The organism is Erythrobacter sp. S43, assembly GCF_057364955.1.
Window position 1 is genome coordinate 1,425,148 of the sequence record NZ_CP200285.1, and the last position, 21,922, is coordinate 1,447,069.

26 protein-coding genes are annotated in these 21,922 nt (G+C 58.0%); 17 read left to right on the top strand and 9 right to left on the bottom strand.

Translation table 11 applies throughout. The features are described 5' to 3' along the window. The first annotated feature begins 67 nt into the window (after positions 1–67). Together AC0V6K_RS06890 and AC0V6K_RS06895 are read left to right on the top strand one after the other, a co-directional pair. Positions 68–811, top strand: coding sequence for a metallophosphoesterase family protein (locus AC0V6K_RS06890; RefSeq protein ID WP_472625873.1), 744 nt, complete (start codon positions 68–70; stop codon positions 809–811). 159 nt (positions 812–970) lie between these two features. Further along, positions 971–1,162 carry a hypothetical protein gene (locus AC0V6K_RS06895; RefSeq protein ID WP_472625875.1) on the top strand — a complete coding sequence of 64 codons (192 nt, stop codon included), beginning with the start codon at positions 971–973 and terminating at the stop codon, positions 1,160–1,162. Positions 1,163–1,259: 97 nt separating this feature from the next. Here AC0V6K_RS06895 and rpsI read toward each other — a convergent pair whose 3' ends face one another. The 5 genes from rpsI to AC0V6K_RS06920 form a co-directional block, all read right to left on the bottom strand. Then, on the bottom strand, positions 1,260–1,778 hold the full coding sequence (rpsI, locus tag AC0V6K_RS06900; protein ID WP_472625877.1) for a 30S ribosomal protein S9: 519 nt from the start codon (positions 1,776–1,778) through the stop codon (positions 1,260–1,262). Beyond that, on the bottom strand, positions 1,778–2,257 hold the full coding sequence (rplM, locus tag AC0V6K_RS06905; protein WP_472625879.1) for a 50S ribosomal protein L13: 480 nt from the start codon (positions 2,255–2,257) through the stop codon (positions 1,778–1,780). The genes rpsI and rplM overlap by 1 nt, the downstream gene beginning before the upstream one ends. A gap of 194 nt (positions 2,258–2,451) precedes the next feature. Beyond that, positions 2,452–3,165 (bottom strand): hypothetical protein, encoded by a 714-nt coding sequence (locus AC0V6K_RS06910; RefSeq protein ID WP_472625881.1) that lies wholly within the window; start codon positions 3,163–3,165, stop codon positions 2,452–2,454. Beyond that, positions 3,162–3,494, bottom strand: a complete 333-nt coding sequence (cutA, locus tag AC0V6K_RS06915; RefSeq protein WP_472625883.1) for a divalent-cation tolerance protein CutA — start codon at positions 3,492–3,494, stop codon at positions 3,162–3,164. The genes AC0V6K_RS06910 and cutA overlap by 4 nt, the downstream gene beginning before the upstream one ends. A 34-nt stretch (positions 3,495–3,528) precedes the next feature. Then, positions 3,529–4,608, bottom strand: coding sequence for a COX15/CtaA family protein (locus tag AC0V6K_RS06920; RefSeq protein ID WP_472625885.1), 1,080 nt, complete (start codon positions 4,606–4,608; stop codon positions 3,529–3,531). Between the two features lie 136 nt (positions 4,609–4,744). Here AC0V6K_RS06920 and AC0V6K_RS06925 point away from each other — a divergent pair, with 136 nt between their 5' ends. The 3 genes from AC0V6K_RS06925 (at position 4,745) to AC0V6K_RS06935 (ending at position 6,778) form a co-directional block, all read left to right on the top strand. Further along, entirely contained in the window at positions 4,745–5,137 is a 393-nt protein-coding gene (locus AC0V6K_RS06925) for a MerC domain-containing protein (protein WP_472625887.1), read from the top strand. Positions 5,138–5,187: 50 nt separating this feature from the next. Further along, positions 5,188–6,165, top strand: a complete 978-nt coding sequence (gene thiS, locus AC0V6K_RS06930) for a sulfur carrier protein ThiS (protein WP_472625889.1) — start codon at positions 5,188–5,190, stop codon at positions 6,163–6,165. A 106-nt stretch (positions 6,166–6,271) separates the two neighbouring features. After that, positions 6,272–6,778, top strand: coding sequence for a hypothetical protein (locus AC0V6K_RS06935; RefSeq protein ID WP_486172689.1), 507 nt, complete (start codon positions 6,272–6,274; stop codon positions 6,776–6,778). A 61-nt stretch (positions 6,779–6,839) separates the two neighbouring features. Here AC0V6K_RS06935 and AC0V6K_RS06940 read toward each other — a convergent pair whose 3' ends face one another. The 4 genes from AC0V6K_RS06940 to AC0V6K_RS06955 form a co-directional block, all read right to left on the bottom strand. Next, positions 6,840–8,681 (bottom strand): AMP-dependent synthetase/ligase, encoded by a 1,842-nt coding sequence (locus AC0V6K_RS06940; protein WP_472626052.1) that lies wholly within the window; start codon positions 8,679–8,681, stop codon positions 6,840–6,842. 192 nt (positions 8,682–8,873) lie between these two features. Continuing rightward, the gene (locus AC0V6K_RS06945) at positions 8,874–9,332 is read right to left on the bottom strand and encodes a gamma-glutamyltransferase (RefSeq protein WP_472625890.1); all 459 of its coding nucleotides are present in this window, start codon (positions 9,330–9,332) and stop codon (positions 8,874–8,876) included. Between the two features lie 40 nt (positions 9,333–9,372). Next, positions 9,373–10,599: a gamma-glutamyltransferase family protein gene (locus AC0V6K_RS06950; protein WP_486172588.1), complete on the bottom strand. Its 1,227-nt coding sequence runs from the start codon at positions 10,597–10,599 to the stop codon at positions 9,373–9,375. Between the two features lie 13 nt (positions 10,600–10,612). After that, a complete protein-coding gene (locus AC0V6K_RS06955; RefSeq protein WP_472625892.1) occupies positions 10,613–11,665 on the bottom strand; it encodes a quinone-dependent dihydroorotate dehydrogenase in 1,053 nt (350 codons plus the stop codon). Positions 11,666–11,923: 258 nt separating this feature from the next. On the opposite strand from AC0V6K_RS06955, the gene AC0V6K_RS06960 reads away from it, so the two are divergent. The 12 genes from AC0V6K_RS06960 (at position 11,924) to AC0V6K_RS07015 (ending at position 21,922) form a co-directional block, all read left to right on the top strand. Further along, a complete protein-coding gene (locus AC0V6K_RS06960; RefSeq protein ID WP_472625894.1) occupies positions 11,924–12,238 on the top strand; it encodes a hypothetical protein in 315 nt (104 codons plus the stop codon). Next, positions 12,235–12,846, top strand: coding sequence for a hypothetical protein (locus tag AC0V6K_RS06965; protein WP_472625896.1), 612 nt, complete (start codon positions 12,235–12,237; stop codon positions 12,844–12,846). The genes AC0V6K_RS06960 and AC0V6K_RS06965 overlap by 4 nt, the downstream gene beginning before the upstream one ends. Before the next feature lie 74 nt (positions 12,847–12,920). Next, positions 12,921–14,720, top strand: coding sequence for a DUF885 domain-containing protein (locus tag AC0V6K_RS06970; RefSeq protein WP_472625898.1), 1,800 nt, complete (start codon positions 12,921–12,923; stop codon positions 14,718–14,720). Between the two features lie 248 nt (positions 14,721–14,968). After that, positions 14,969–15,742: a helix-turn-helix domain-containing protein gene (locus AC0V6K_RS06975; RefSeq protein WP_486172589.1), complete on the top strand. Its 774-nt coding sequence runs from the start codon at positions 14,969–14,971 to the stop codon at positions 15,740–15,742. Positions 15,743–15,839: 97 nt separating this feature from the next. Further along, a complete protein-coding gene (locus AC0V6K_RS06980; protein ID WP_472625901.1) occupies positions 15,840–16,280 on the top strand; it encodes an SUF system Fe-S cluster assembly regulator in 441 nt (146 codons plus the stop codon). Beyond that, the gene (gene sufB, locus AC0V6K_RS06985) at positions 16,277–17,770 is read left to right on the top strand and encodes a Fe-S cluster assembly protein SufB (protein ID WP_472625902.1); all 1,494 of its coding nucleotides are present in this window, start codon (positions 16,277–16,279) and stop codon (positions 17,768–17,770) included. Before AC0V6K_RS06980 ends, sufB begins: the two co-directional genes overlap by 4 nt. After that, the gene (locus tag AC0V6K_RS06990; RefSeq protein WP_472625904.1) at positions 17,770–18,279 is read left to right on the top strand and encodes an endonuclease domain-containing protein; all 510 of its coding nucleotides are present in this window, start codon (positions 17,770–17,772) and stop codon (positions 18,277–18,279) included. The genes sufB and AC0V6K_RS06990 overlap by 1 nt, the downstream gene beginning before the upstream one ends. Continuing rightward, positions 18,276–18,773: a hypothetical protein gene (locus AC0V6K_RS06995; RefSeq protein WP_472625906.1), complete on the top strand. Its 498-nt coding sequence runs from the start codon at positions 18,276–18,278 to the stop codon at positions 18,771–18,773. Before AC0V6K_RS06990 ends, AC0V6K_RS06995 begins: the two co-directional genes overlap by 4 nt. Positions 18,774–18,788: 15 nt before the next feature. Continuing rightward, positions 18,789–19,538 carry a Fe-S cluster assembly ATPase SufC gene (gene sufC / locus AC0V6K_RS07000; RefSeq protein WP_472626054.1) on the top strand — a complete coding sequence of 250 codons (750 nt, stop codon included), beginning with the start codon at positions 18,789–18,791 and terminating at the stop codon, positions 19,536–19,538. Further along, entirely contained in the window at positions 19,531–20,286 is a 756-nt protein-coding gene (locus AC0V6K_RS07005) for a SufD family Fe-S cluster assembly protein (protein ID WP_472625908.1), read from the top strand. The genes sufC and AC0V6K_RS07005 overlap by 8 nt, the downstream gene beginning before the upstream one ends. Positions 20,287–20,531: 245 nt before the next feature. Further along, positions 20,532–20,699, top strand: coding sequence for a hypothetical protein (locus AC0V6K_RS07010; RefSeq protein ID WP_472625910.1), 168 nt, complete (start codon positions 20,532–20,534; stop codon positions 20,697–20,699). Continuing rightward, the gene (locus tag AC0V6K_RS07015) at positions 20,690–21,922 is read left to right on the top strand and encodes an aminotransferase class V-fold PLP-dependent enzyme (RefSeq protein ID WP_472626056.1); all 1,233 of its coding nucleotides are present in this window, start codon (positions 20,690–20,692) and stop codon (positions 21,920–21,922) included. Before AC0V6K_RS07010 ends, AC0V6K_RS07015 begins: the two co-directional genes overlap by 10 nt.

Below are 21,922 nucleotides of genomic sequence, written 5' to 3' on the forward strand. Positions count from 1 at the left end.
TCACGCACAGCTTTTCGTATGGCCGAAGTGCAATTGACCCGCGACCAAATGCGCTTAGTTCAGTGGTATGACCACCAAACTGTTCCACATTAGCGACGTTCACTTCGGCGTGGAGAACCGCTTGGCTCTTGCCGAGGTTGAAGCGGCGATTGCGCATGAGAAGCCGGATGCGCTGATTTGTACAGGCGATGTGACCCAGCGCGCGAAGCGCAGCGAATATGCGGCGGCAGCTGAGTGGTTTGCAGGACTTGGTGTGCCCGTGGCGCTCAATCCCGGCAATCACGACATGCCATATTATAACCTGATCGAGCGGTTCACCGATCCTTATCGCCGTTATCGCAACCTCGAAAGCTCCGTTGGCGTTGCTTTCGAGTCCGAAAATGTCGTGTTGGTCCCGCTAAAGACAACGGTGCGGGCGCAAGGGCGCTTTCCTTGGTCGGATGGCGTGGTGACCCGCGGCGCATTGGCAAGGACTCTGACGCGACTCGGTGAGTTGCGCGACGATCCGCGCACGATCATCGTCACCGCACACCACCCATTGCTTGGACCAGAAGCCCGCCGCGCCAACCCGACGCGAGGGGGCGATCGAGCATTCGCCGCCATAGCGGCCGCCGGTGCGGATGCTGTGCTCTCAGGACACATCCATCAACCTATCGATGCAGTTCGCGAACGTGGAGGTCATAACCTGCGGATGTTGGGTGCGGGCACTCTTTCGACCCGTCTGCGCCATGGCGCGCCTGCGTCCTATCAAGTGCTGACATGCGGGCCGAAGGGACAGATTGAAGTCGATCTTCGCCGCCATGGTCTTTGAGGCAGCCAAAAAGACCCGAACGTGCCTTAACCCTTTTTAGCGGAACCTGATTAAGACTTTTTTGGCCATACTTCCGTCGAAGGCGTGAAACGCGCCGGTGTTTCATGCGTGATGGTTCTTTGCGCCGGGCGAAAGCCGGCGGGGGAGGAATGGTCGAGAATGTTCAAAGCGCTTGTCTTGGCAGCCATCGTCACTGGCTCAATCGCAGTCGTGCTCGGCTCACAAGGCTCCACCGGAGGAGCGCTTAACGTGCATTCGCTGATTATTGCAGATTACAAGATGTATTGGTCTTGGCCGCTGTTCTTTGCGGGAAGTGGGCTGTCCTGGGGCCTTATCCTGCTTCAGCGCTAGGCGTTTGAGAAGAATGCGCCGACCAAAGCAAAAGGGCGGCCCCGTCTGGGGGCCGCCCTTCTCTTTTCGCGGACTCTGAAGTCCATCAAATTCGAGATCAGCGCTTGCTGAACTGGAAGCTACGACGTGCTTTCGCGCGGCCATATTTCTTACGCTCGACAACGCGGCTGTCTCGGGTGAGGAAGCCAGCGGCTTTGACCGTCGAGCGCAGCGCAGGCTCGTACTTGGTCAGTGCCTGGCTGATGCCGTGCTTGACCGCACCGGCCTGACCAGAAAGGCCGCCACCACGAACCGTGGCGACAACGTCATACTGGCCTTCACGCTCGGTGATGGCGAACGGCTGGTTGATGATCAAACGCAGGGTCGGACGTGCGAAATACACTTCCTGTTCTTTGCCATTCACGGTGACCTTGCCGGTGCCGGGCTTCAGCCAAACGCGCGCAGTGGCGTCTTTACGACGACCAGTGGCGTAGGCGCGGCCCTGTGCGTCCAGTTCCTGCTCTCGGAGTGGAGCAGCTGGGTTCTGAGCGATCTCGGCGGCGTCCGCAGCAGGTGCGTCGCCAGCGATGTCCTTGAGTTCCGACAGATCGGAGACGGTGTTGTTTTCGTCAGCCATTATGCGGAGACCTTGTTTTTGCGGTTCATGGAAGCAACGTCGAGTACCTGCGGGTTTTGCCCGTCATGTGGATGCTCGGTGCCATTGTAGAGGTGCAGGGCCCGCATTTGGTCACGACCCAGCGGACCACGCGGGATCATGCGGAAGACGGCCTTCTCAAGCACGCGCTCTGGGAAACGACCTTCGAGAACTTTCGTAGGAGTGGTTTCCTTGATGCCGCCGGGGTGACCGGTGTGCTTGTAATAAATCTTCTTGTCGGCCTTGTTGCCGGTGAACTTCACCTTGTCGGCGTTGATGACGATCACGTGGTCGCCGCAATCAACATGCGGAGTGTAGCTCGGCTTGTGCTTGCCGCGCAGGTGGTTGGCGATAATCGTGGCGAGGCGGCCTACGACCAGACCTTCGGCATCGATAATATGCCATTTCTTTTCGACCTCGGCCGGTTTGATAGACCGGGTCTGTTTGCTGAGCGCCTTCATGGCTGTTTCCCTAACGAAAATTGATGGGTCTCAAAGGATTTGAAAATTCGCCTGACGACGAATCATGATCCGGCGGTCAGCCCGATCACCTAAGTGCGGCGCATTTGTCCATTCACCGCCCTTAAGTCAAGCAAATCCGCGCCTTTCAAGAGAGGTAAAATAATACCTTCGCCATTCGAGGTTGCGTTGACGGCTTAGGGCTGGGTCATAGTCCAGATGTCGCTGGACCGGCGCTCGCTATCACCAATCCGCGTAATAACCCGTCTTTCCGACCTCTTAAGCCACGGTGCGTCTGAGGCGCATTCGGCAGTGTAATGCAGCTCAAACTCTCCAGTCATTCCACCTGGCAATTGAACAGACTCAACCGTTTGCGATGACGCCTTCATCGGAAAGAAAAGGTCAGGTGGGATCCCTTCGAGCATAGAACCGGCATTGCGCTGAAGCTCAGCAAGTCCTGCGATCTGCGCAGCTTTGTCGTCTCCGGACAGATCGCGCGCCTCAATCACTTGCCGTGCTTCTTCGAGGGCTCTTTGGACATCATCGGAAGCTGAGTGGCGCTCGGCTGACATCAACAGGCCAAGGTCAGAGAGCATCATTGGAAACATCGCATTGGTGGATCGCAACTTTTCGATCCGGGCAAATGCCTCCAATGATGAAGGTGCATCAACCTCAACATCTACTTGCTTGCCCGACACAACCACTCCGCTTCCTTGCATGGCGAAACGTATCGCCCAGCTACGGGTAACGGCGATGTATGCGTTGTGGCCGAGGCCACGCGTGATTGTCCGTTGCAAGTTCATTTGTCCGGACGGAATGCTAAGCCGGCGGGATGCTGCAGCAGAAACGGTTGGAATGCAGGTGATCGCAGCAACTCCAGCGAGCAGAGCGCGTCTTGAAAAGTCGCTCATCCTGCCGCTCCGAGTTTTAAGTCTTCCAGCCAATTCAAGGTCGCAGGATGGCCAGCATCACAGTGCCATCCCAAAATCGCTGGCACATCATAAGGGTGGATCTTACCCAATTGCTCGATCAAGGCATCAAGCACAGACGCGGTAGTCTTAAATACCACAGGAAATTCCGTCGCCGTGTTCACTTTACCACCCCACTCGAAAACCGCGTCTGCTGGTCCCAGAATATTTGCACACGCGATAAGCTTCATTTCAAGAAGCTGCGCAGCAACTTGCTTCGCGGTGTCCTTATCGGGAAACGGGCACCAGACTAAGGCAGCTTTTGATGTCATTTCCGCACTATAGAACGGTCAACAGAGGGCCGCGTCAAGCGTTAGTGGCGCGCGCTCCAACACCTTGCACATGCATTGCCCAAGCAACACTGATGACGAGAAGGGCGCCCGTGAATTGATGCGCCACCGCGATCCAAAGTGACACCTCCGTCAAAACGGTGGTGATGCCCAGCAGAACCATAAAGCCAAAGGCGCTGTGAACCGCGATCGATGCAAGGCGATCTGCAATACGCACACGTCGTGCCAACCAAATGAGCGCCGCGACAGCGACCCAGGCCCACCAGCGATGCAGGAAGTGCAGAAGGATCGGGTCGTGTGTGAGTGTCCAGAAGAAACCGCTCGACCAGTCGATGGAGGGTATCAGCTGTCCGTTCATCAAAGGCCAGTCATACGCCATATGCCCGGCGTTCAGGCCGGCAACCCAAGCACCCAACAATAGCTGCAAAAAGAGAATGAGTGCGACACTCGCGGAAAAGAGCGTAAGCGGCGCGGGCCGCGACTGGGGGTCGCTGGCAAGCCTGCGCAGGTCGCGCGCAGTCCACACCAGCCCCCCGAGAAGAAATAGCGCCGTAAGCAAATGCGCCGAAAGCCGGAAATGGCTCACATCCGTGAGGCTCGTCTCGCCAACACCGGATGACACCATAAACCAACCGAGCGCGCCCTGACCAAGGATCAACGCGAACATGGCGCCCAGCCGCCAAGTGTATCCGCTCGGGATCGCACGCCGGAGCGCAAAGAATACGAAGGGTATCAGGAAGGCGAGGCCAATCACGCGGCCCAATATCCGATGGAACCATTCCCAAAAGAAAATGAACTTGAACGCGGCAAGGTCCATACCCGCCGGGCCGCTTTCATTGATAAACTCGCTCGTGGTCCGATATTTGGCGAATTCAGCCTGCCACGCCGCTTCGGTCAGAGGAGGAAGAATTCCGCTGACGACATTCCATTCGGTGATGGAGAGCCCGCTTTCGGTCAGCCGAGTGATCCCGCCAACCACCACAATCACAACAACAAGCAGTGCAACACACTCAAGCCAACGCGCGAGCGCCAAAGGCCTAGCCAGTGTAACGGCTGATGTCCCCGTGCTGCGGGGCGTCTGAGCGGAGGTTGCCATAATGCGTGTGTCATTGTGATCCCGCCGCTTCAGTTGCAAGCCCATTTGCAGCAAATGCCGATGCGTTCGACGCAATCGCAACGGGGATACACCCCCTTGCGGAATGTGATAATGTTACATAGATACGGCCCACCCTATGAGCGAGCATGATCCATCATCTTTGATTCGTCCGAACATGCGGCGGCGGTTCGACCAGCTTGGTATCGGCCTTGCGGGTCTGTGCGCCTTGCATTGTTTGCTGGCGATCGCTCTGGTGTCGACACTTGGGATGGGAAGTCATTTCCTCGCAGATCCTGCAATCCATCGCATCGGTCTTTTGCTGGCGCTTATCGTGGCGGCGATTGGCATTGGCTGGGGCGCGATCCGTCATCGCCGCGCCGCGCCATTTGTTACGGCATTCGTAGGCCTCACCTTTATGTCGGCCGCGCTTGTTGTCCCTCATGGCTCTCAGGAATTCACCTTCACTCTCGTAGGAGTGGCGCTGGTAGCGACTGGTCACCTGCTCAATATTCGCGCTAACAACCGCTAAGCGGCAACCTGGCGGTTGCGCGGGCGCGCCAGACCCCTATTTGCATTCCCATGAAGACCATCACTTTAAACGGTGAAGCGCGCCGAACTGACGCTTCCACCATCGCTGATCTGGTTCGCGAGTTGGAGCTGGCGCCTGAGAAGGTGGCTGTAGAGCACAACGGAGAGATCGCACCCCGCTCCACCCTTGAAACAGTTGCCTTGGGTGACGGAGATACGCTGGAAATCGTCCACTTCGTTGGCGGAGGTGATCACGATGCGTCTGACACCTGGAGCGTTGCAGGCCACACATTCAAGTCGCGCCTGATTGTGGGGACTGGCAAGTACAAAGACTTCGAAGAAAACGCCGCCGCTGTCGAGGCGAGCGGAGCAGAGATCGTAACGGTCGCGGTACGCCGGGTGAACGTGACCGACCCGAAAGCGCCGATGCTCACAGACTTTATCGACCCAAAAAGGACCACCTATCTGCCTAACACGGCTGGGTGCTTCACCGCTGAAGACGCCATCCGCACTCTGCGATTGGCGCGCGAAGCGGGTGGATGGGAACTCGTGAAGCTGGAAGTGCTGGGCGAAGCGCGGACACTCTATCCCAATATGGTTGAGACGATCCGCGCCTGCGAAGTTTTGGCCAAAGAAGGCTTTAAGCCGATGGTGTATTGCGTGGATGATCCCATCGCAGCGAAACAGCTGGAGGATGCGGGCGCGGTCGCCGTAATGCCGTTGGGTGCGCCCATTGGATCTGGGTTGGGCATCCAGAATCAGGTCACAATTCGCTTGATCGTCGAAGGCGCCAAAGTGCCTGTGCTGGTTGATGCCGGTGTGGGCACAGCGTCAGATGCTGCGGTCGGGATGGAGCTTGGCTGCGACGGGATCTTGATGAACACAGCCATCGCCGAGGCAAAAGATCCAATCGGCATGGCCCGCGCGATGAAGCTTTCGGTTGAAGCGGGGCGGGAAGCGTATCTGGCAGGTCGTATGGGTCGCCGGAAATATGCAGATCCAAGCTCACCTCTGGCGGGATTGATCTGAGCGGAAATCGAAAATTCTCGTCTTGGTTACCGTCTATTAACCAAGTTAGCAGACAACCGTCCTCGTATTTGAGGAGGCCATGATGGCAACGGTTGAAAGCCCAATGATGACGATTGCGGAGATGCGTGAGTTTGCGGGCTTCGCGCCATGCGAGCAGCGTTACATCAAGCGCAGCCTCGATATCGGAATGGCTCGCTGCGATGCGTTTCGGCTCTGGGGGCGGACCGAGGAAGAGAACGCCGCAATCCGTCAGCAATATGTCGCCTATCAGGACCTGAAGACGCTTCGCTCGCTGGTACCGCAAGAAGGCGCGATGGGCGAAGTTGAGCGTTTCCTCGCAAAGCTCGTCCGCATGGTCACATTTGACCTTCAGCAAGAGCGCCTCACCAGCTTCTCTGCCTTCCGCTTTCTTTACGAACGCCTGCTTGGACCTGAAGCGCGGCCCTATCTGCCGGCAGCCTTCTGCGCAGCAGCTGCGTTGCCCGCTATTCGTCCGCAAAAGCGCAAGACTTTGCTTCAATCGTTGAGCGAAGCCGCCGCGACTGCACCGGGCTGGTCCGACCGTAGCCCGAACTTCTATCCCGAATACATCGAAGAAGCCGAAGCGGCCTGAGTTACCGGGGCTCTAGCGCTCAGCAAAAGAGATATTCTGAGCACAGTGCGCCTTGGCTCACTCAATACAGCGCGTCGATCCGCTCTTTGTACCGGTCGCGAATCTTGTGCCGCCGGATCTTCATGCTCGGCGTCATTTCCTCATTCTCGATGGTAAAAGCTTCGTCGGCGAAGTCGAATTTACGGACCTTCTCGATCACCGACAGTTCTTTGTTGGTGCGATCGACCGCAGCACGGACTGCCTTCTTGAATGCAGGCAAAGCCATCAACGATTTCAGGTCAAACTTTTCGCCATTGGCGCGCGCCCATTCGAGCGCCCATTCCGCATCTGGCACAACCAGTCCGACCACATAAGGCCGCTTGTCGCCGCTCACCATCGCTTGTGCGATTTCCGGTTGTAGCGTGAGCATGCCCTCGACCTTCTGCGGGGCAACATTGTCGCCCTTGTCGTTGACGATCATGTCCTTCTTGCGGTCGGTGATGACGATACGGCCCTTGTGATCAAGGTGCCCGATATCGCCAGTGTGCAACCATGGCGCGCCATCGGGGTCATTGGGATCCGCTTGAAGCGTGCGCGCGGTTTCGGCATCGTTGCGCCAATATCCGTGCATCACAAGCTCACCTCGGCACAGGATCTCGCCATCCTCGGCAATCTTGATTTCTACGCCGCGCATGGCCGGGCCAACCGTGTCCATTTTAAGGCCCACGCTCGGGCGGTTGCAGCTCATAATCGGGCCGGCTTCGGTCTGGCCATATCCTTGCAGCATGGTCAGGCCCATCGCTTCGAAGAAATTGCCGACTTCGGGGTTCAGTGGAGCGCCACCGGAAACCATCGCCTTGATCCGGCCACCGAATTTCTGGCGAATCTTTGGGCGGAGCGTCTTCTCGACAAGGAAATCAAGCGGTCTGTCGCGTTTGCGCGGCGTGCCCTCACGCGATTTCTCGGTAATCTTGATCGCCTTTTCGAGCATGAAATTGGCAACGGTGCCCTGCTTCTCGATCTGTTTGATAATCCGGGTGCGGAGCACTTCAAAAAGGCGCGGCACAACGACCATGATCGTTGGCTGGGTTTCCTCGATATTCGAGGCAAGCTTCTCCAGCCCCTCCGAATAGTAGATTTCAGCCCCGACCCCGATGGGCAAATATTGCCCGGCGGTGTGTTCGTAGGCGTGGCTTGCAGGAAGGAAAGAAAGGAAGCGTTCGTCCTCGATTCCAAAATCGTTGATCAGAATCTCGGCAGCGCCCGCGATGTTGCACAGGATAGCGCCGTGGTGCTGTTTCACACCGCGCGGCGCGCCGCCAGTGCCGCTGGTGTAGATCAGACAGGCCGTATCATCGCGCGCGATCTTGGCGCTGCGCGCTTCAACCGCCTTGCGTGCTGCAGCTGCATCGCCGGATGTCATCGCATCCCACGAATGATAGTCAAAGCTGCCCGATTGCTGGCGGTGCAGGTCCTCGATCCCGATGACATGGTCGGCGATCCCGGTGCGGCCAATGGCGCCAACTACTGGAGCGAGCAGTTTCTCGTTGGAGACAATGACAGCACGCGCGCCGGAATTGTCGAGAATGTGCGCATGGTCCCGCTCGGTGTTGGTGATGTAGGTGGGCACGGATACACAGCCAGCAGCCATAATCGCGAGGTCAGCGACGCACCATTCCGGACGGTTTTCTGAGACAAGCGCAACACGGTCGCCCTCATTCAAACCAATGCGGCGAAGGCTTTCGGCCAACAGGCAAACCTGATCAGCCGTTTCGCGCCAGCTTTGGGTGCCCCACTCGCCATCCTGTCTGCTGCCGAGGAAAGGCGTATCGCCCTTTTCATCTGCGCGTTTGAGGAACAGTTCGATCAGGTTCTGCGCAGAATCGATATCTTGTAGAGCCTGTGGATCGGATGGATTGGCGATTGGCGCAGCGGTTTGCGGCACAGCGGGTGAATGCACTGACAATAGCTCCTCTTTCCCCAAGCTTTCTTCCCGATACGGGCGAGCTTGGGCGCAGTTCCCTAGCGTTAAGCGATCAAATTAGGCCCTGAAATCCGCCGCGACAAGCGTTGCTGACGATGGATCCGTGTGTTGAGATGCCGCAAGTTTATGATTTCAGGGGGTTGGCTCGTAAGCGAGCTTTGGTTCAATGCGCGGATCACGGGCGGATTCCCACTTTCCGTTTGCCTTGCGTAGAAGCGCATTTGCTTTGAGCGAAGGTGAGAAGCTGCGCATATTCGCGTGGCCTAGCGCTTTGAAATCGTCTTGCATCTGCGCAATGGTTGACCCTTCTTCAAACACCACGGTCGAGCCGAATGCCATTATGAACGGCATGCCCAGCGCTTCATTGGCGCTCATGCCGAAGTCGATCACGCCTATGATCGAGCGGGCAACTTGCACAGGAATGGTCGGTCCACCCGCTGCGCCGATCACCAGCACGATGTCTCCGTCTTTATTGAAGACGATAGTCGGCGCCATCGAAGATCGCGGACGCTTGCCCCCTTCTACGCGGTTCGCCACGGGCTTTCCGTCATCGGTTGGCGTGGCGCTGAAGTCGGTCAGTTCGTTGTTCAAGTAGAAGCCGTTGAAGAACAAACCAGACCCAAATGCGCCCTCAATGGTAGAGGTGTAGCTGATTGCATTGCCCTGCGAGATCGACGACCGAGAAGTGCGTTGTCCCGTTTTCTTCCGGCTCCTGCCCTTTGCCCATCGCCAATGGCGCGCCTTTGGGTTTGCCTGGTTTCACTTCGGCCAGGGCTTTCTTAGGATCGATTAGCGCGGAGCGGCTGGAGAGGTAATCGCGATCAATCAGGCCAGAAACAGGCACGCTGACAAAGTCGCTATCGCCTAGGTAAAGCCCGCGATCTGCGTAGGCGACGCGCTGAGATTCAAGGAATAAGTGCCAGAATTCCGGATTGTTCTTGCCCAGTCTAGCAAGGTCAAATCGCTCAAGCTGCCCAAGCATCTGCAAAACCGCGACGCCGCCCGATGTTGGCGGACCCATCCCGCAAACCTTATACTCGCGATAAGTGGCACAGACGGCATCACGCTCTTTGGCTTGATAAGAGGTGACGTCTTTGACGGTCATCCGCCCGTCTTGCGGGGTTTCTCCCGCGACGTAAGTTGCGAGGGCGGCGGCGCTGTCTTGATACATCGCCGAAGCGCCATTGGCCGCGATCCGGTCAAGCGTGTCAGCCAAAGCCGGGACGGTGATCAAAGATCCAACAGGCTTCGCTTCGCCATCCGTCCCAAAGAACACCGCGCGTGCATCAGCAGTCTTGCCGGCGCGCTCTTTGCGGGTCGAAAGCGACTCGTTCAGGCGGATGTTCATGGTGAATCCGTCGCGCGCCAGCTTAATTGCTGGCTCGAACAAATCGGCCCAAGGTAGCTTTCCGTGCTTGGCGTGTGCCTCGGCGGCGAGCGCGATGTTGCCGGGTACGCCAACGCTCAGGCCGGAAAGAACACGCTGATCTCGAGGCAGCCGATTGCCCTCTGCATCGAGAAACCGGTTGCCGGTCGCCGTTGCTGGAGCGGTTTCACGCCCGTCAAAGGTGGTGATACTTGCCCCGTCGGAACGGACCACAAAGCCGCCGCCTCCGATGCCCGAGCTCTGCGGCTCAACCACGGTCAGCGCGAGCATGACTGCGATGGCGGCATCGGTTGCTGATCCGCCTTTTTTGAGGATCGCTTCGCCCGCCGCCGCGGCACGCGGATCCGCAGCGCTAACTGCGCCCATTGCCGGTGATACACTATTGGTGACCGTGTTGGCTGGAGCAGTGGGCGCGCAAGCAGAAAGGGTAAGGCCAAGTGCGGCACTGATAAGGGTGGGCTTCTTCATCATCTTGTCTCTCGCGCTATTCGCTTCCCACGGCATCGGCAAGCTGTTCAAACCCATCGCGCTTCATCAGGTGCTCAATCCCACTAGCAATGCGCGCGCCGAGACCCGGTCCCTCGAACACCATCGCGGAATAAAGCTGAACCAGAGATGCGCCCGCGCGGATGCGTTCCCACGCGTGCTCGGCTGAGGCAATGCCGCCCACACCAATCAGAGGAATCTCGCCGCCGGTTGCCCTTCGGAAATCGCGGATGCGTTGCAGTGCCAGGGCACGCAATGGTGCGCCTGACAGGCCACCAGCCTCTCCAGCATGGTGCGATTTGAGATCGGGCCGTGAAATGGTTGTGTTTGATACGATCAACGCACCGAGCTTCTTGTCCAATGCAATGCGCGCGATGGCGTCAATATCGGCGGATTCAAGGTCAGGCGCCACCTTGAGGAAGATCGGCGGCAGCGCGCCCGTTGCAGCTTCGGCTCGCGCCTCAATCACGGCGTCAATCAAGGCGGTCAGTGCGCTTTCATCCTGAAGCGCGCGCAGTCCCGGGGTGTTGGGGCTGGAGACATTCACGGCAAGATAGCTAGCAAACGGCGTCATCAATCGTGCCATCGTAGCATAGTCGGCAATGCGGTCTTCGGAGTCTTTGTTCGCACCGATATTGATTCCCACGATTCCGGGCTTTTCCATGCGGGCCTTCAATCGCTCCAATGCCGCCTCGACACCTCCGTTGTTGAAGCCCATCCGGTTGATCACTGCCTTGTCTTCCACAAGACGGAACAAGCGCGGTTTGGGATTGCCCGCTTGGGGGCGTGGCGTAATCGAACCAACTTCGGTGAAGCCAAAGCCAAGACCGAGCAGCGCGTCAGGGACTTCGGCATCCTTGTCAAACCCAGCGGCGACCCCAACCGGATTCGGAAATGACAGCCCGGCGATCTCGATCGCAGCAGAGCCAGGCTGCGCCAGTGAGGATTGTCCGCCGCGCGACGGCATGGCCTTAAGGCCCGAGATGGCGAGACGATGGGCTTTTTCCGAATCGAGCGCGAAAATTGCGGGCCTAAGCAAGCGAAACAGCATGACGAGGCGCCTAGGGCATAATGATTTGCTGTGTCGAGGGGGTCTTGCGCGACGATTCTGCGGCCAGAAATGCAACTTGTCGTTTGCATACAATTAATAACGTGATCTCGCTTGCTAACCAAACCGTGCGACCCGAAGGGCTCGGAGCAATTATGCGAAGAGTTCCTCAACTCATATGGGCGGCCTGTTTTTCAGGCCGCCCTTTTTTTGTGTCGCGTTGCATCTTAAGCCAATATGTCTGCAATTCGGGCGCACGACATGGATCAAATCACCAACAGCATTGAGCAAGATCCCGCGCTGGATGTCGGTGCAGAGAATACGAGGCTCACGGCCTCATCCTTGATTCACGTCGATTACATTGCGCCACCCGCAGCAATCAGCGACTACGTTACGACGCTCTATCACTTCCGTTGCGATGAGACCGTAATCCGCGACATTCAACCGGCATCGGTCGGTCATTTGGCGCTGTTTCCCTACGGCAAAGGGGAGATGCACTTTCGCGAAGGGCATCGCGACCCCAATCCTGAAGTCGCGGTGATGACCCCCTTTCGACGGCCACCCCGATCGTTGTGAGCGGACCGTTCCACGTGATCGGGGCGGCGCTAACGCCATTGGGCTGGGCGGCGTTGACCGGCCTCCACGCGGGTGAGCATCGGGATAGAATGCGAGCGGCCAATGCCGTGCTTGGCGAAGCTGTCGATCCAATCGGCCGACGCTTGATCGGAGAGTATCGGGCCGGGACCATGTCCGGCCATGATTGCGCCTTAGCATTGGCCGACTTCATTGGAGAAGCCGCCAGGCCGGTTAATGCGCGCCACAAAGAGCTTATCCGCGTGGTGAACCAATGGCTTGGATCATCGCTTAATCCGCAGCTGGAATATTTGATGCAATCTGCGGCTTACTCAAAGCGACAGGTGCAGCGGCTGGTTGAACGCTATTTTGGCCTGCCTCCTCAAGCACTAGCGCGAAAGTATCGTGCTTTGCGTACGGCGGCTCTGTTGTCGTTTCCGCATTTGACGCCCGAATACGAGGCAGAGGTGGGCGATGCCTTCACCGATCAATCGCACATGATCCGCGAAATCAATCTTTTCGCTGGACGCACTCCTGCGCGTCTCAGCGATGACGAAACGCCATTTCTGAGCGAGATGATTGACCCCAGGAACTTCCGCGAACTGGGTTGAAATTGGCGTTCATTCGGCACCAAATGCTGCGCGCCTCGTTGATTTGACAATAACCGATTTTCAAAAGGATCACTATGCTTCGTCGAGCTTTCCTGACCGCTTCCGCGCTGACTCTTCCGCTCGCCTCCGCTCCGATGGCGTGGGCTGAAACGCCAATCGAGCCAGTAGAGCAAGCCGACGCCGATGACATCAACACCCTGTTTGACGAATATGATGCCGCGCAACTTTCCATGTCGCCGCTGGGCAAGGCCTATCGCGGGATAAAGGATGCAGATTATGCGCGTTGGGGAGATCCGTCTCCGGGCGCAGAACTGGCGGACTACATGATATTGCAGGGTACGGCTGCCCGCATGCGGGAGGAGTTCGATCTTTCCAAACTGTCGGGCGAGGATGCACTTTCGTACCGTCTGTTCAACGCTGTAGCAGAGCGCTCGCAAATCAACTGGCCGTTCCGCGATTACGGCTACATCTTCGACCAGCGCCGCGGTCCGCACACCAGCCTGCCTGCATTTCTGATCAACATCCACCGTATCAGCGATGTATCGGATGCAGAGGCCTATATCGCGCGGATCGCCGGGTTTGGCCCTTTAATGGACCAGTTGATCGCGCAGTCCGCCGACCGTGCTGAGCGCGGTATCATGCCGCCAGATTGGGTCTACCCCTACATCATCAACGATATCGAAGCATTGCTGGCGGCAGGCGAGAGCAACGCCGTTCTCGATGACTTTAACACGAAGATCAGTAGGCTTGATATCGATCCGTTGGACGCCAACGGGTTGAACGCTGCGGCGCTGATGGCTTGGAACTCCAACGCCAAGCCCGCCTATGAAAAGTTGTTAGCGGAGATGAAACGCCAGCAAGAGTTCGCTCCCGACAAAGATGGCGTTTGGCGGCTGCCCGATGGCGACAAATACTACGCCGCGCGCCTCAAGAGCTACACCACCACCGATCTGACTGCGGATGAGATCCACAATATCGGTCTGCGTGAGGTTGAGCGCATCCACGGAGAGATGCGCGCGATCATGAAAAAGGTCGGGTTCGAGGGCACGCTCAATGAGTTCTTCGAATTCACCCGCACCGGAGATCAATTCTTCTACACCAGGCGAGAGGATTATCTGCGCGATGCGCAGGCGAAGCTTGATGCGATGGAAGTGAAGCTGCCCGAGTATTTCGGCCGGCTGCCGAAGGCGAAGATGATCATCAAGCCTGTCGAGGCGTTCCGTGAAAAGAGTGCGGGCAAGGCCTTCTATCAAAGCCCATCGGTCGATGGTTCACGCCCGGGCACCTATTATGTGAACCTCTACAACCTGCGCGATATGTCCAAGAACGAGCTGGAGGCGCTGGCTTATCACGAGGGCTTCCCGGGCCACCACTTGCAGCGCGCACTTCAGACTGAACTGGGTGATCTGCCTCCCTTCCGCCGTTTTGGCGGCTTCACCGCCTACACCGAGGGGTGGGGCCTCTACACCGAGGAACTGGGCAAGGACATGGGCTTCTATGAAGACCCTTATTCCGATTTCGGCCGCCTTGGCATGGAGTTGTGGCGCGCGTGTCGGCTCGTAGTCGACACCGGCATCCACGAAATGCAGTGGAGCCGCGAGAAGGCGATCCAGTACCTCAAAGACAACACGCCCAATCCCGAAGGCGACATCGTCAAAGCGATCGAGCGCTACATCACCACTCCCGGTCAGGCGACGGCCTACATGATCGGAAAGCTAAAGATCATGGAATTGCGTTCAAAAGCGCAGACGGAGCTGGGAGAGAAGTTTGACTATCGCGGGTTTCACGACACCGTATTGACCAGCGGCCCTGTTCCGCTTTCGATTTTGGAAGAGAATATCGACACTTGGATTCAGGCTGAGAAAGGGGGCTGATCAAGCTGGCGTTCAACAATGTCGCTGGAATACAATGCGAACCGGTTGCCTCGTTATAGACTCGGACCACACACAGCGCGATCTCACTCGCTTTCGCGAGATCAGATCAGCTGGGTTCGGGACGATGTAACGGCGGGTCGCAAATAGCTGTTATGTCGTCCCCATTCTCGCTCTCCTATTTCGATCCACCCCCCGCTCTTTCGCGGTTTATTCTGACCACCTTTTGCTTCACGAGTGAAAAGGAGGCGATGGAAGACCGTCATCCCGGAGGATTGGGTCAGCTGGCGTTGTTCGCTAGCGGCGAAGGCGAGGCACAATTCGGTGATCGGATCGACCGCGTTTCTCCCGGGCCTTATCTTTTTTGTGGCTTCAGCAAGGCGGTCCCGATCCGAATGCGAGGCCCTTGGATCACGATTGGTGCGTCTTTGTCGCCGCTAGGCTGGGCCGCGTTGACGGGGCAATCGGCCAAGGAGTGTTTTGACCGTTTTCCGCCAGCGTCCGAATTCTTGGGTGAGGAAGTTGATGCCTTCTGCGCCGACTTATGCGCGCGCTATCTGGCGGGTGGAGTGACCAGTGAGGACGCCTGCGCGAAGCTATCCCATTGGATTGGAGAAAGGCTGAAACCGGTCACCGCATCGCACGAGAGACTTATCCAATCGACGATCGGTTGGCTCGGATCGTCGCTTAATCCAGATCTTGAGGCGCTTTTCGAGCAGTTATCCTACTCGCGCAGACAGGCTGAACGGTTGGTTGAACGCTATTTCGGTCTTCCGCCGGCAGCATTGGCGCGTAAGTTTAGGGCGCTGCGCGCGTCGGCTCTGTTGGCCAGTGAGGATTTGAGCGATGTGGCCGAAGCGGAGATTGCATCTGCTTTCGTTGATCAGCCGCACATGATCCGTGAAATACGCCGGTTCTGCGGATACACGCCGTCGCGCTTGGGTGGGCCAGGTGATCCAATCTTTCATGTCATGATCCGGCTCAAGAACTTGGACCGGCTCCAACAGTTCAGAGTGATTGAATAGCCGCCTTGTAATCGGACCAATTGGCGCGTATTTGAAATCCGACCGATTCAGTCGGATTTAAGAACCACTCGCAATAAGCAGATTACAAAGCCCAATCATGCGCCTGTCCAACCTTGCTGATTATGCCGTCATTACGATGGTCCAAGCCTCCCGCCATTGCGGTGACGGGCGCGTGAGTGCGGCAGAATTGGCCAGCGAAACAGGCCTGCCAGTTCCCACTGTGCAGCGGCTTGTATCAAAACTGACTGCTGCCAGTCTCTTGCGCTCAGTCCGTGGGGCTGGCGGCGGACTTCAGTTAGGTAGACCGGCGGCGGCAATCACGGTTGCAGATATCGTCGAGGCGGTCGAAGGCCCCATCGCGCTGACCGCCTGTGTTGATCATGGCGAATGCGACTATGAGGCTGGATGCACGATGAAGCCGCACTGGCCCGTCATTAACAACGCCATGCGCAGCGCACTGGCTGCAATCACGCTGGACCAGCTGCGCGCGCCGTCAGGCACCGGCCCCATACCCTCAATCGAAAAAGAAGTGGCATGAGCGAGAACATCGACCTCGATACTCCTGAAATGGACCAGGACGCGAAGGACGCGGCGGCAAAAGCGGCGGAATACGAGCATGGCTGGTCCGCCGAGATCGAGACTGAGTTCGCCGAAAAGGGTCTGAACGAAGACACCGTTCGCTTTATCTCGGGCAAGAAGGGTGAGCCGGAATGGATGCTCGATTGGCGTCTTAAAGCTTTTCGCATCTGGCAAGAACTAGAAGAGCCTGATTGGGCCAAGGTAGGCTATCCCAAGATCGACTATCAGGACGCCTATTACTACGCCGCGCCCAAGAAGAAGCCGACGCTCAAATCGCTCGATGAGCTCGATCCGGAGATCAAGGCAGTTTACGACAAGCTCGGCATCCCCGTGGCAGAGCAGGAAGTGCTCGCCGGGGTGGAAGGCGCGCGCAAGGTTGCAGTGGACGCCGTATTCGACAGCGTCAGCGTCGCGACCACATTCCGCGAGGAATTGAAGAAAGCGGGCGTGATCTTCCTGTCGATCAGCGAGGCGATCAAGGAATATCCCGAGCTGGTCAAAAAGTGGCTCGGCAAGGTTGTGCCCACGCGCGACAACTACTTCGCCTGCCTCAACAGCGCGGTCTTCTCCGACGGCACGTTTGTCTACGTGCCCGAGGGCGTACGCTGCCCGATGGAGCTTTCGACCTACTTCCGCATCAACGCAGAAAACACCGGCCAATTCGAACGCACCCTTATCGTGGCGGAGAAGGGGGCGTATGTCTCCTATCTCGAAGGTTGCACCGCGCCGATGCGCGATGAAAACCAGCTCCACGCCGCCGTGGTTGAGCTGGTCGCGCTCGAAGATGCCGAGATCAAATATTCAACTGTCCAGAACTGGTATCCGGGTAACAGCGAAGGCGTGGGCGGGATCTACAACTTCGTGACCAAGCGCGGATTGTGTCAGGGCGACCGCTCGAAAATCAGCTGGACGCAGGTCGAAACGGGCTCAGCCGTCACATGGAAATATCCCAGCTGCGTGCTTAACGGGGAAGACAGTGTTGGCGAGTTCTACTCGGTTGCGGTGACGAACAATTTTCAGCAAGCTGACACCGGCACAAAAATGATCCACAACGGCAAAGGCAGCCGTTCAACGATCATCTCCAAGGGCATTTCGGCGGGCAAATCGAACAACACCTATCGCGGCCTCGTTCGTGTGGGCCCGAAAGCTGATGGCGTGCGCAACTTCACCCAGTGCGATAGCCTGCTGCTTGGCGACGAATGCGGCGCGCACACCGTGCCCTATATCGAGGTGAAAAATCCCGGCGCGCAGATCGAGCACGAGGCGACAACCAGCAAAATCAGCGATGAGCAAATGTTCTACGCCCAGCAACGTGGGCTGGACGAAGAAGAGGCAGTCGCGCTCATCGTCAATGGCTTTGCAAAGGATGTTCTCAAGGAGCTTCCGATGGAGTTTGCGGTTGAAGCGCAGAAACTGCTGGCTATTTCGCTTGAGGGGAGTGTGGGCTGATGACTGAACGCAAAACCCTCGGTCTTAAAGACACCACCGGCGCAGAAGCTCCCGCTCTCGACAAGAAAGGTCGCGGCTGGAAGATCTCCGATAAGCGGCTCGACGCTTTGCATGATCGCGCGCGCGAGATGAAGCGGTTTGCTTCGCCTGCCAACAAGGCCCTCGCCAAACGTTTCGCTGATGCGGACCTTGGCCGTTACACCTTCAAACGCTTCGCCGTGGTCGGCAGCGCGATTGTCGACTTCAATTGCCACAATCTCGGCATGGCGATCATGATCGACGAGGAAGATCAGGACGAAGCGTTGGCCAAACGCCGCGACAAGAGCCTCGAAAGCGTCGGCATCCGCGTGATGCGGATCAAGGCCACCGACATCCTCGAAAACATGGACGCCGTGCTGCAACGGATCACCGCCGGCATGCGCATCCGCATCGATGACAAACGTCAGGCCCGCGCCGAACACTATCGCAACTCAACTCCCAACCGATCATCAACAGGGGACCGTTCATGATCTCACCAGTGCTAGCTTTACTCTTGGGCCTTCAGTCCAGCGGCGAAGTCGCCGTTGCGGTCATTAATGAAGATCCTGAAACCTGGACGGTTGAGTACCCGCGCATAATCCAGCCATTCGTGGCCGATTACCGTGGGTGCCTCAGCTTTACGATCCGGTACGTATCAGGAATGCCTGATTTTGAAGCTCAGCATCGGCAGGATCTTCCGCGATGCGCCGAAGTTCGCGAAAAGGCAGCAAGCGAGGCCGAGGCCGCGATGGGGAACTCGAAAACCGAGTTCTCAAATGCCGATATCGAGCAACTGTTCACTTCAATTGGCTACATTCATATCCAGCGTGGCCGCGATCTCGATGACCAGTTCCTCATGAAAATGCAGGCGGCTGAGCGTGCGGAAGCCGAAGGGCCACCTCCGCGCCCGGCTCCGCTGGTGATCAGCCTGCCTGACCCGACTGTCGTCAAATCTCGCGCAGAGACCGAAACAAACAAGCCATAAGAACTTGAGATAATGATGCTGAAAATTGAGAACCTTCGCGCCGAAGTTGGCGGAAACGAAATCCTCAAGGGCCTGTCCCTCGAGGTGCCAGCGGGCGAAGTGCATGCGATCATGGGTCCCAACGGCGCGGGTAAATCGACGCTAGCGAATGTGCTGGGCGGAAAGCCTGGCTACGAAGTGACTGCTGGCTCGGTCGAGTTCCGCGGGCAGGATTTGTTTGACCTTGAGCCGCACGAGCGGGCCAGCGTGGGCCTGTTTCTCGGCTTCCAGTATCCGGTCGAAATTCCCGGCGTCTCCAATGTCCAGTTTCTGCGCGAAGCGTTGAACGCGCAGCGGAAATATCGAGGAGAAGAGCCGCTGTCTGGCGGTGAGTTTCTGAAGCTCGCCAAGGAAAAGGCAGGTCTGCTGAAAATGGACATGGAAATGCTCAAGCGGCAGGTGAATGTCGGCTTCTCCGGCGGCGAAAAGAAGCGCGCCGAGATGGTGCAGATGGGCATTCTTGATCCTGCGTTTGCCGTACTCGACGAGACGGATTCCGGCCTCGATATTGACGCGCTGAGGATCGTGGGCGAGGGCATCAACGCGATCATGCGCGCGCCTGACAAGGGCGTGCTGTTGATCACCCACTATCAGCGCCTGCTCGACGTGGTGAAGCCCGACAAGGTCAGCGTGCTCGCCGATGGTCGTATCGTCCAGACTGGTGGGCCCGAGCTGGCCCTTCGTCTGGAAGACCAAGGCTATGACGCGGTGATGGCTGATGCTTGAGACGGCAGCTCTTCCCACCCGGCGCGATGAGGCGTGGCGCTATGCCGATATTCCGGCTGTTAAGCGGCTGGGCGTGGTTGCGCTTGACGCCTGGCGTGAGGTGACGGTTGCTGCTGGTGAGACGTGGCAGGAAGCCATCGTGGTTGGAAGTGCTGATCCGGAATTGCACCGTGTCCGCCTGACACTGGGCGCAGGAGCGCGTGCGGAGCTGTTCGTTACCAATCTTGGTGATGACTATACCCGTGTCGAAGTGGAAGTAACCCTCGGCAAAGGCGCACATTTCGAGTTTGGCGGCGTCACCATTGGCGGCGGTGAGGCCGTGCGAGAGTTTGTCACCACAACGATCCATGCCGAGCCGGAGGCGACCAGCAACCAGACCGTCCGCAGCGTTCACTGGGGGCAGGGTACAGGTAACTTCCTTGGCGAGATCAAGGTTGTCCGCGACGCGCAAAAGACTGACGCGGCACAGGATTTCAAAGGCCTGCTGCTAGAGGCAGGTGCTAGCGCCAACGCTGTGCCGCAGCTCGAGATCTTCGCTGACGATGTGAAATGCGCACACGGCGCAACTGTAGGCGAGCTGGACGAAGCGGCGCGTTACTACATGCAAGCGCGGGGTATCTCGCCTGAGGCTGCCCAGCGTCTCTTGGTGCAGGCCTTTATCGGCGATGCCTTGGTAGAGCTGAAAGACGAAGCGACGCGCGAAAAACTGCTGAGTGCAGCTTTGGAGCAATTGGAGGCGCGGGCGTGAAACGTCTCACCATCCTCGCCTCTTTGGTTTTCGCCTTCAGTGGAAGCGCGAGCTCTTCTGAGCCATCGGAGCCCATGCTCTTGGCTCCGGCCGCGAGTCTGTATGAGGTCATTGAGGTTCCAGACGAGGTTTTTGAGAGTCCTCTCGCAGTGGCTCAGCACTTCAGTCGGTGGGATCCGGGAGGGGAAGGTGCGGCCACTTTTAGGCTCGTGTCACAACTGAGCGGCGGGCCCCGCTGGTTGGTTATGTATTTTTCTGCCGATGGCTATGCCGATGACTCGGTTCAGGCTCAGGAATGGCGCATTCAGCTCGAACGAGTTGGAGGTGGTTGGCGCGTCACCGATGCTGGAATGCGTGTGAAATGCTATCGCGGTGAGAACGCTGGGAATTGGCAGCGGGGTCTGTGTCCGTGAACGCGCCAACGACCCTTTCCCGCGATTTGCGCGCTGATTTTCCGGGTCTGGTGACGCCGGATGGTGCGTCTTGGCATTATCTCGACACCGGTGCGACAGCGCAGAAGCCGCGTCAGGTGATCGATGCGATGGCGCGCGCGATGGGTGAGGATTACGCGACTGTTCATCGCGGCGTCTACGCGCGATCCGCAGAAATGACGCGCGCGTTCGAGGCAGCGCGGCGCACAGTCGCGGGCTTCATTGGCGGCGCTGAGGAAGAGCTGGTTTTCACGCGCGGCGCGACCGAGGCGATCAATCTGGTCGCCAACAGCTGGGGCAGGGCGAACCTCAAAGCGGGCGACCGCATTCTGCTTTCTCAACTTGAGCACCACTCGAACATTGTTCCGTGGCAAATGCTGGCCGAAGCGGTTGGCGCGCATATCGATGTGTGTCCGCTGACCGACGATCATCAGATCGACCTTGATGCTGCCGAAGCCATGCTGACTGAACGGCACAAACTCGTTGCCTTCGGCCATGTCTCCAACGTGCTTGGCAGTGTGCTCGACGCACCGCGTGCCGCTGCAATGGCGCATAAAGTCGGCGCGAAATTATTGCTCGACGGCTGTCAGGCCGCGCCGCGCATTGCGTTCGACGTGAACGCGCTCGGCTGCGATTTCTACGTTTTCAGCGCGCATAAGCTCTATGGCCCCACCGGCATTGGCGCACTGTGGGCGAAGTCCGACATCCTCAATGCGATGGCCCCTTGGGAAGGCGGCGGCGCGATGATTGACCGTGTGACCTTTGACAAGACCACCTACGCGCCCGCGCCGCAGCGCTTCGAAGCGGGCACACCCGCCATTACCGAAGCCATCGCCTTCGCGGCGGCGGCGGATTACGTCGACGAAGTTGGGCTGGACCGCATCCACGCCACGGAAACCGAGTTGGTCGAGCGCTTGCGCCGCGAACTGACCGCGATGAACGATGTGACCGTGTTCGGCCCCGCCGACAGTGCTGGCATTGTCAGCTTCGCGATTGACGACATTCACCCGCATGATCTCGGCACTATCCTCGACGAGGCGAATGTCGCGATTCGCGCGGGCCACCATTGTGCGCAACCACTGATGGACTATCTCGAAGTTCCGGCAACTGCGCGCGCGAGCTTCGGGCTTTATTCAACACATGATGATGTCGACGCGCTGCTGGAAGGGATCGCCCGCACGCGCCGAGTTTTTGGGAAAGACTAG

Coding starts and splice junctions, on each gene's coding strand:
- AC0V6K_RS06890 (WP_472625873.1), top strand. CDS start 68: ATGACCACCAAACTGTTCCACATTAGCGACGTTCACTTCGGCGTGGAG.
- AC0V6K_RS06895 (WP_472625875.1), top strand. CDS start 971: ATGTTCAAAGCGCTTGTCTTGGCAGCCATCGTCACTGGCTCAATCGCA.
- rpsI (WP_472625877.1), bottom strand. CDS start 1,778: ATGGCTGACGAAAACAACACCGTCTCCGATCTGTCGGAACTCAAGGAC.
- rplM (WP_472625879.1), bottom strand. CDS start 2,257: ATGAAGGCGCTCAGCAAACAGACCCGGTCTATCAAACCGGCCGAGGTC.
- AC0V6K_RS06910 (WP_472625881.1), bottom strand. CDS start 3,165: ATGAGCGACTTTTCAAGACGCGCTCTGCTCGCTGGAGTTGCTGCGATC.
- cutA (WP_472625883.1), bottom strand. CDS start 3,494: ATGACATCAAAAGCTGCCTTAGTCTGGTGCCCGTTTCCCGATAAGGAC.
- AC0V6K_RS06920 (WP_472625885.1), bottom strand. CDS start 4,608: ATGGCAACCTCCGCTCAGACGCCCCGCAGCACGGGGACATCAGCCGTT.
- AC0V6K_RS06925 (WP_472625887.1), top strand. CDS start 4,745: ATGAGCGAGCATGATCCATCATCTTTGATTCGTCCGAACATGCGGCGG.
- thiS (WP_472625889.1), top strand. CDS start 5,188: ATGAAGACCATCACTTTAAACGGTGAAGCGCGCCGAACTGACGCTTCC.
- AC0V6K_RS06935 (WP_486172689.1), top strand. CDS start 6,272: ATGACGATTGCGGAGATGCGTGAGTTTGCGGGCTTCGCGCCATGCGAG.
- AC0V6K_RS06950 (WP_486172588.1), bottom strand. CDS start 10,599: ATGATGAAGAAGCCCACCCTTATCAGTGCCGCACTTGGCCTTACCCTT.
- AC0V6K_RS06955 (WP_472625892.1), bottom strand. CDS start 11,665: ATGCTGTTTCGCTTGCTTAGGCCCGCAATTTTCGCGCTCGATTCGGAA.
- AC0V6K_RS06960 (WP_472625894.1), top strand. CDS start 11,924: ATGGATCAAATCACCAACAGCATTGAGCAAGATCCCGCGCTGGATGTC.
- AC0V6K_RS06970 (WP_472625898.1), top strand. CDS start 12,921: ATGCTTCGTCGAGCTTTCCTGACCGCTTCCGCGCTGACTCTTCCGCTC.
- AC0V6K_RS06975 (WP_486172589.1), top strand. CDS start 14,969: ATGGAAGACCGTCATCCCGGAGGATTGGGTCAGCTGGCGTTGTTCGCT.
- AC0V6K_RS06980 (WP_472625901.1), top strand. CDS start 15,840: ATGCGCCTGTCCAACCTTGCTGATTATGCCGTCATTACGATGGTCCAA.
- sufB (WP_472625902.1), top strand. CDS start 16,277: ATGAGCGAGAACATCGACCTCGATACTCCTGAAATGGACCAGGACGCG.
- AC0V6K_RS06990 (WP_472625904.1), top strand. CDS start 17,770: ATGACTGAACGCAAAACCCTCGGTCTTAAAGACACCACCGGCGCAGAA.
- AC0V6K_RS06995 (WP_472625906.1), top strand. CDS start 18,276: ATGATCTCACCAGTGCTAGCTTTACTCTTGGGCCTTCAGTCCAGCGGC.
- sufC (WP_472626054.1), top strand. CDS start 18,789: ATGCTGAAAATTGAGAACCTTCGCGCCGAAGTTGGCGGAAACGAAATC.
- AC0V6K_RS07005 (WP_472625908.1), top strand. CDS start 19,531: ATGCTTGAGACGGCAGCTCTTCCCACCCGGCGCGATGAGGCGTGGCGC.
- AC0V6K_RS07010 (WP_472625910.1), top strand. CDS start 20,532: ATGTATTTTTCTGCCGATGGCTATGCCGATGACTCGGTTCAGGCTCAG.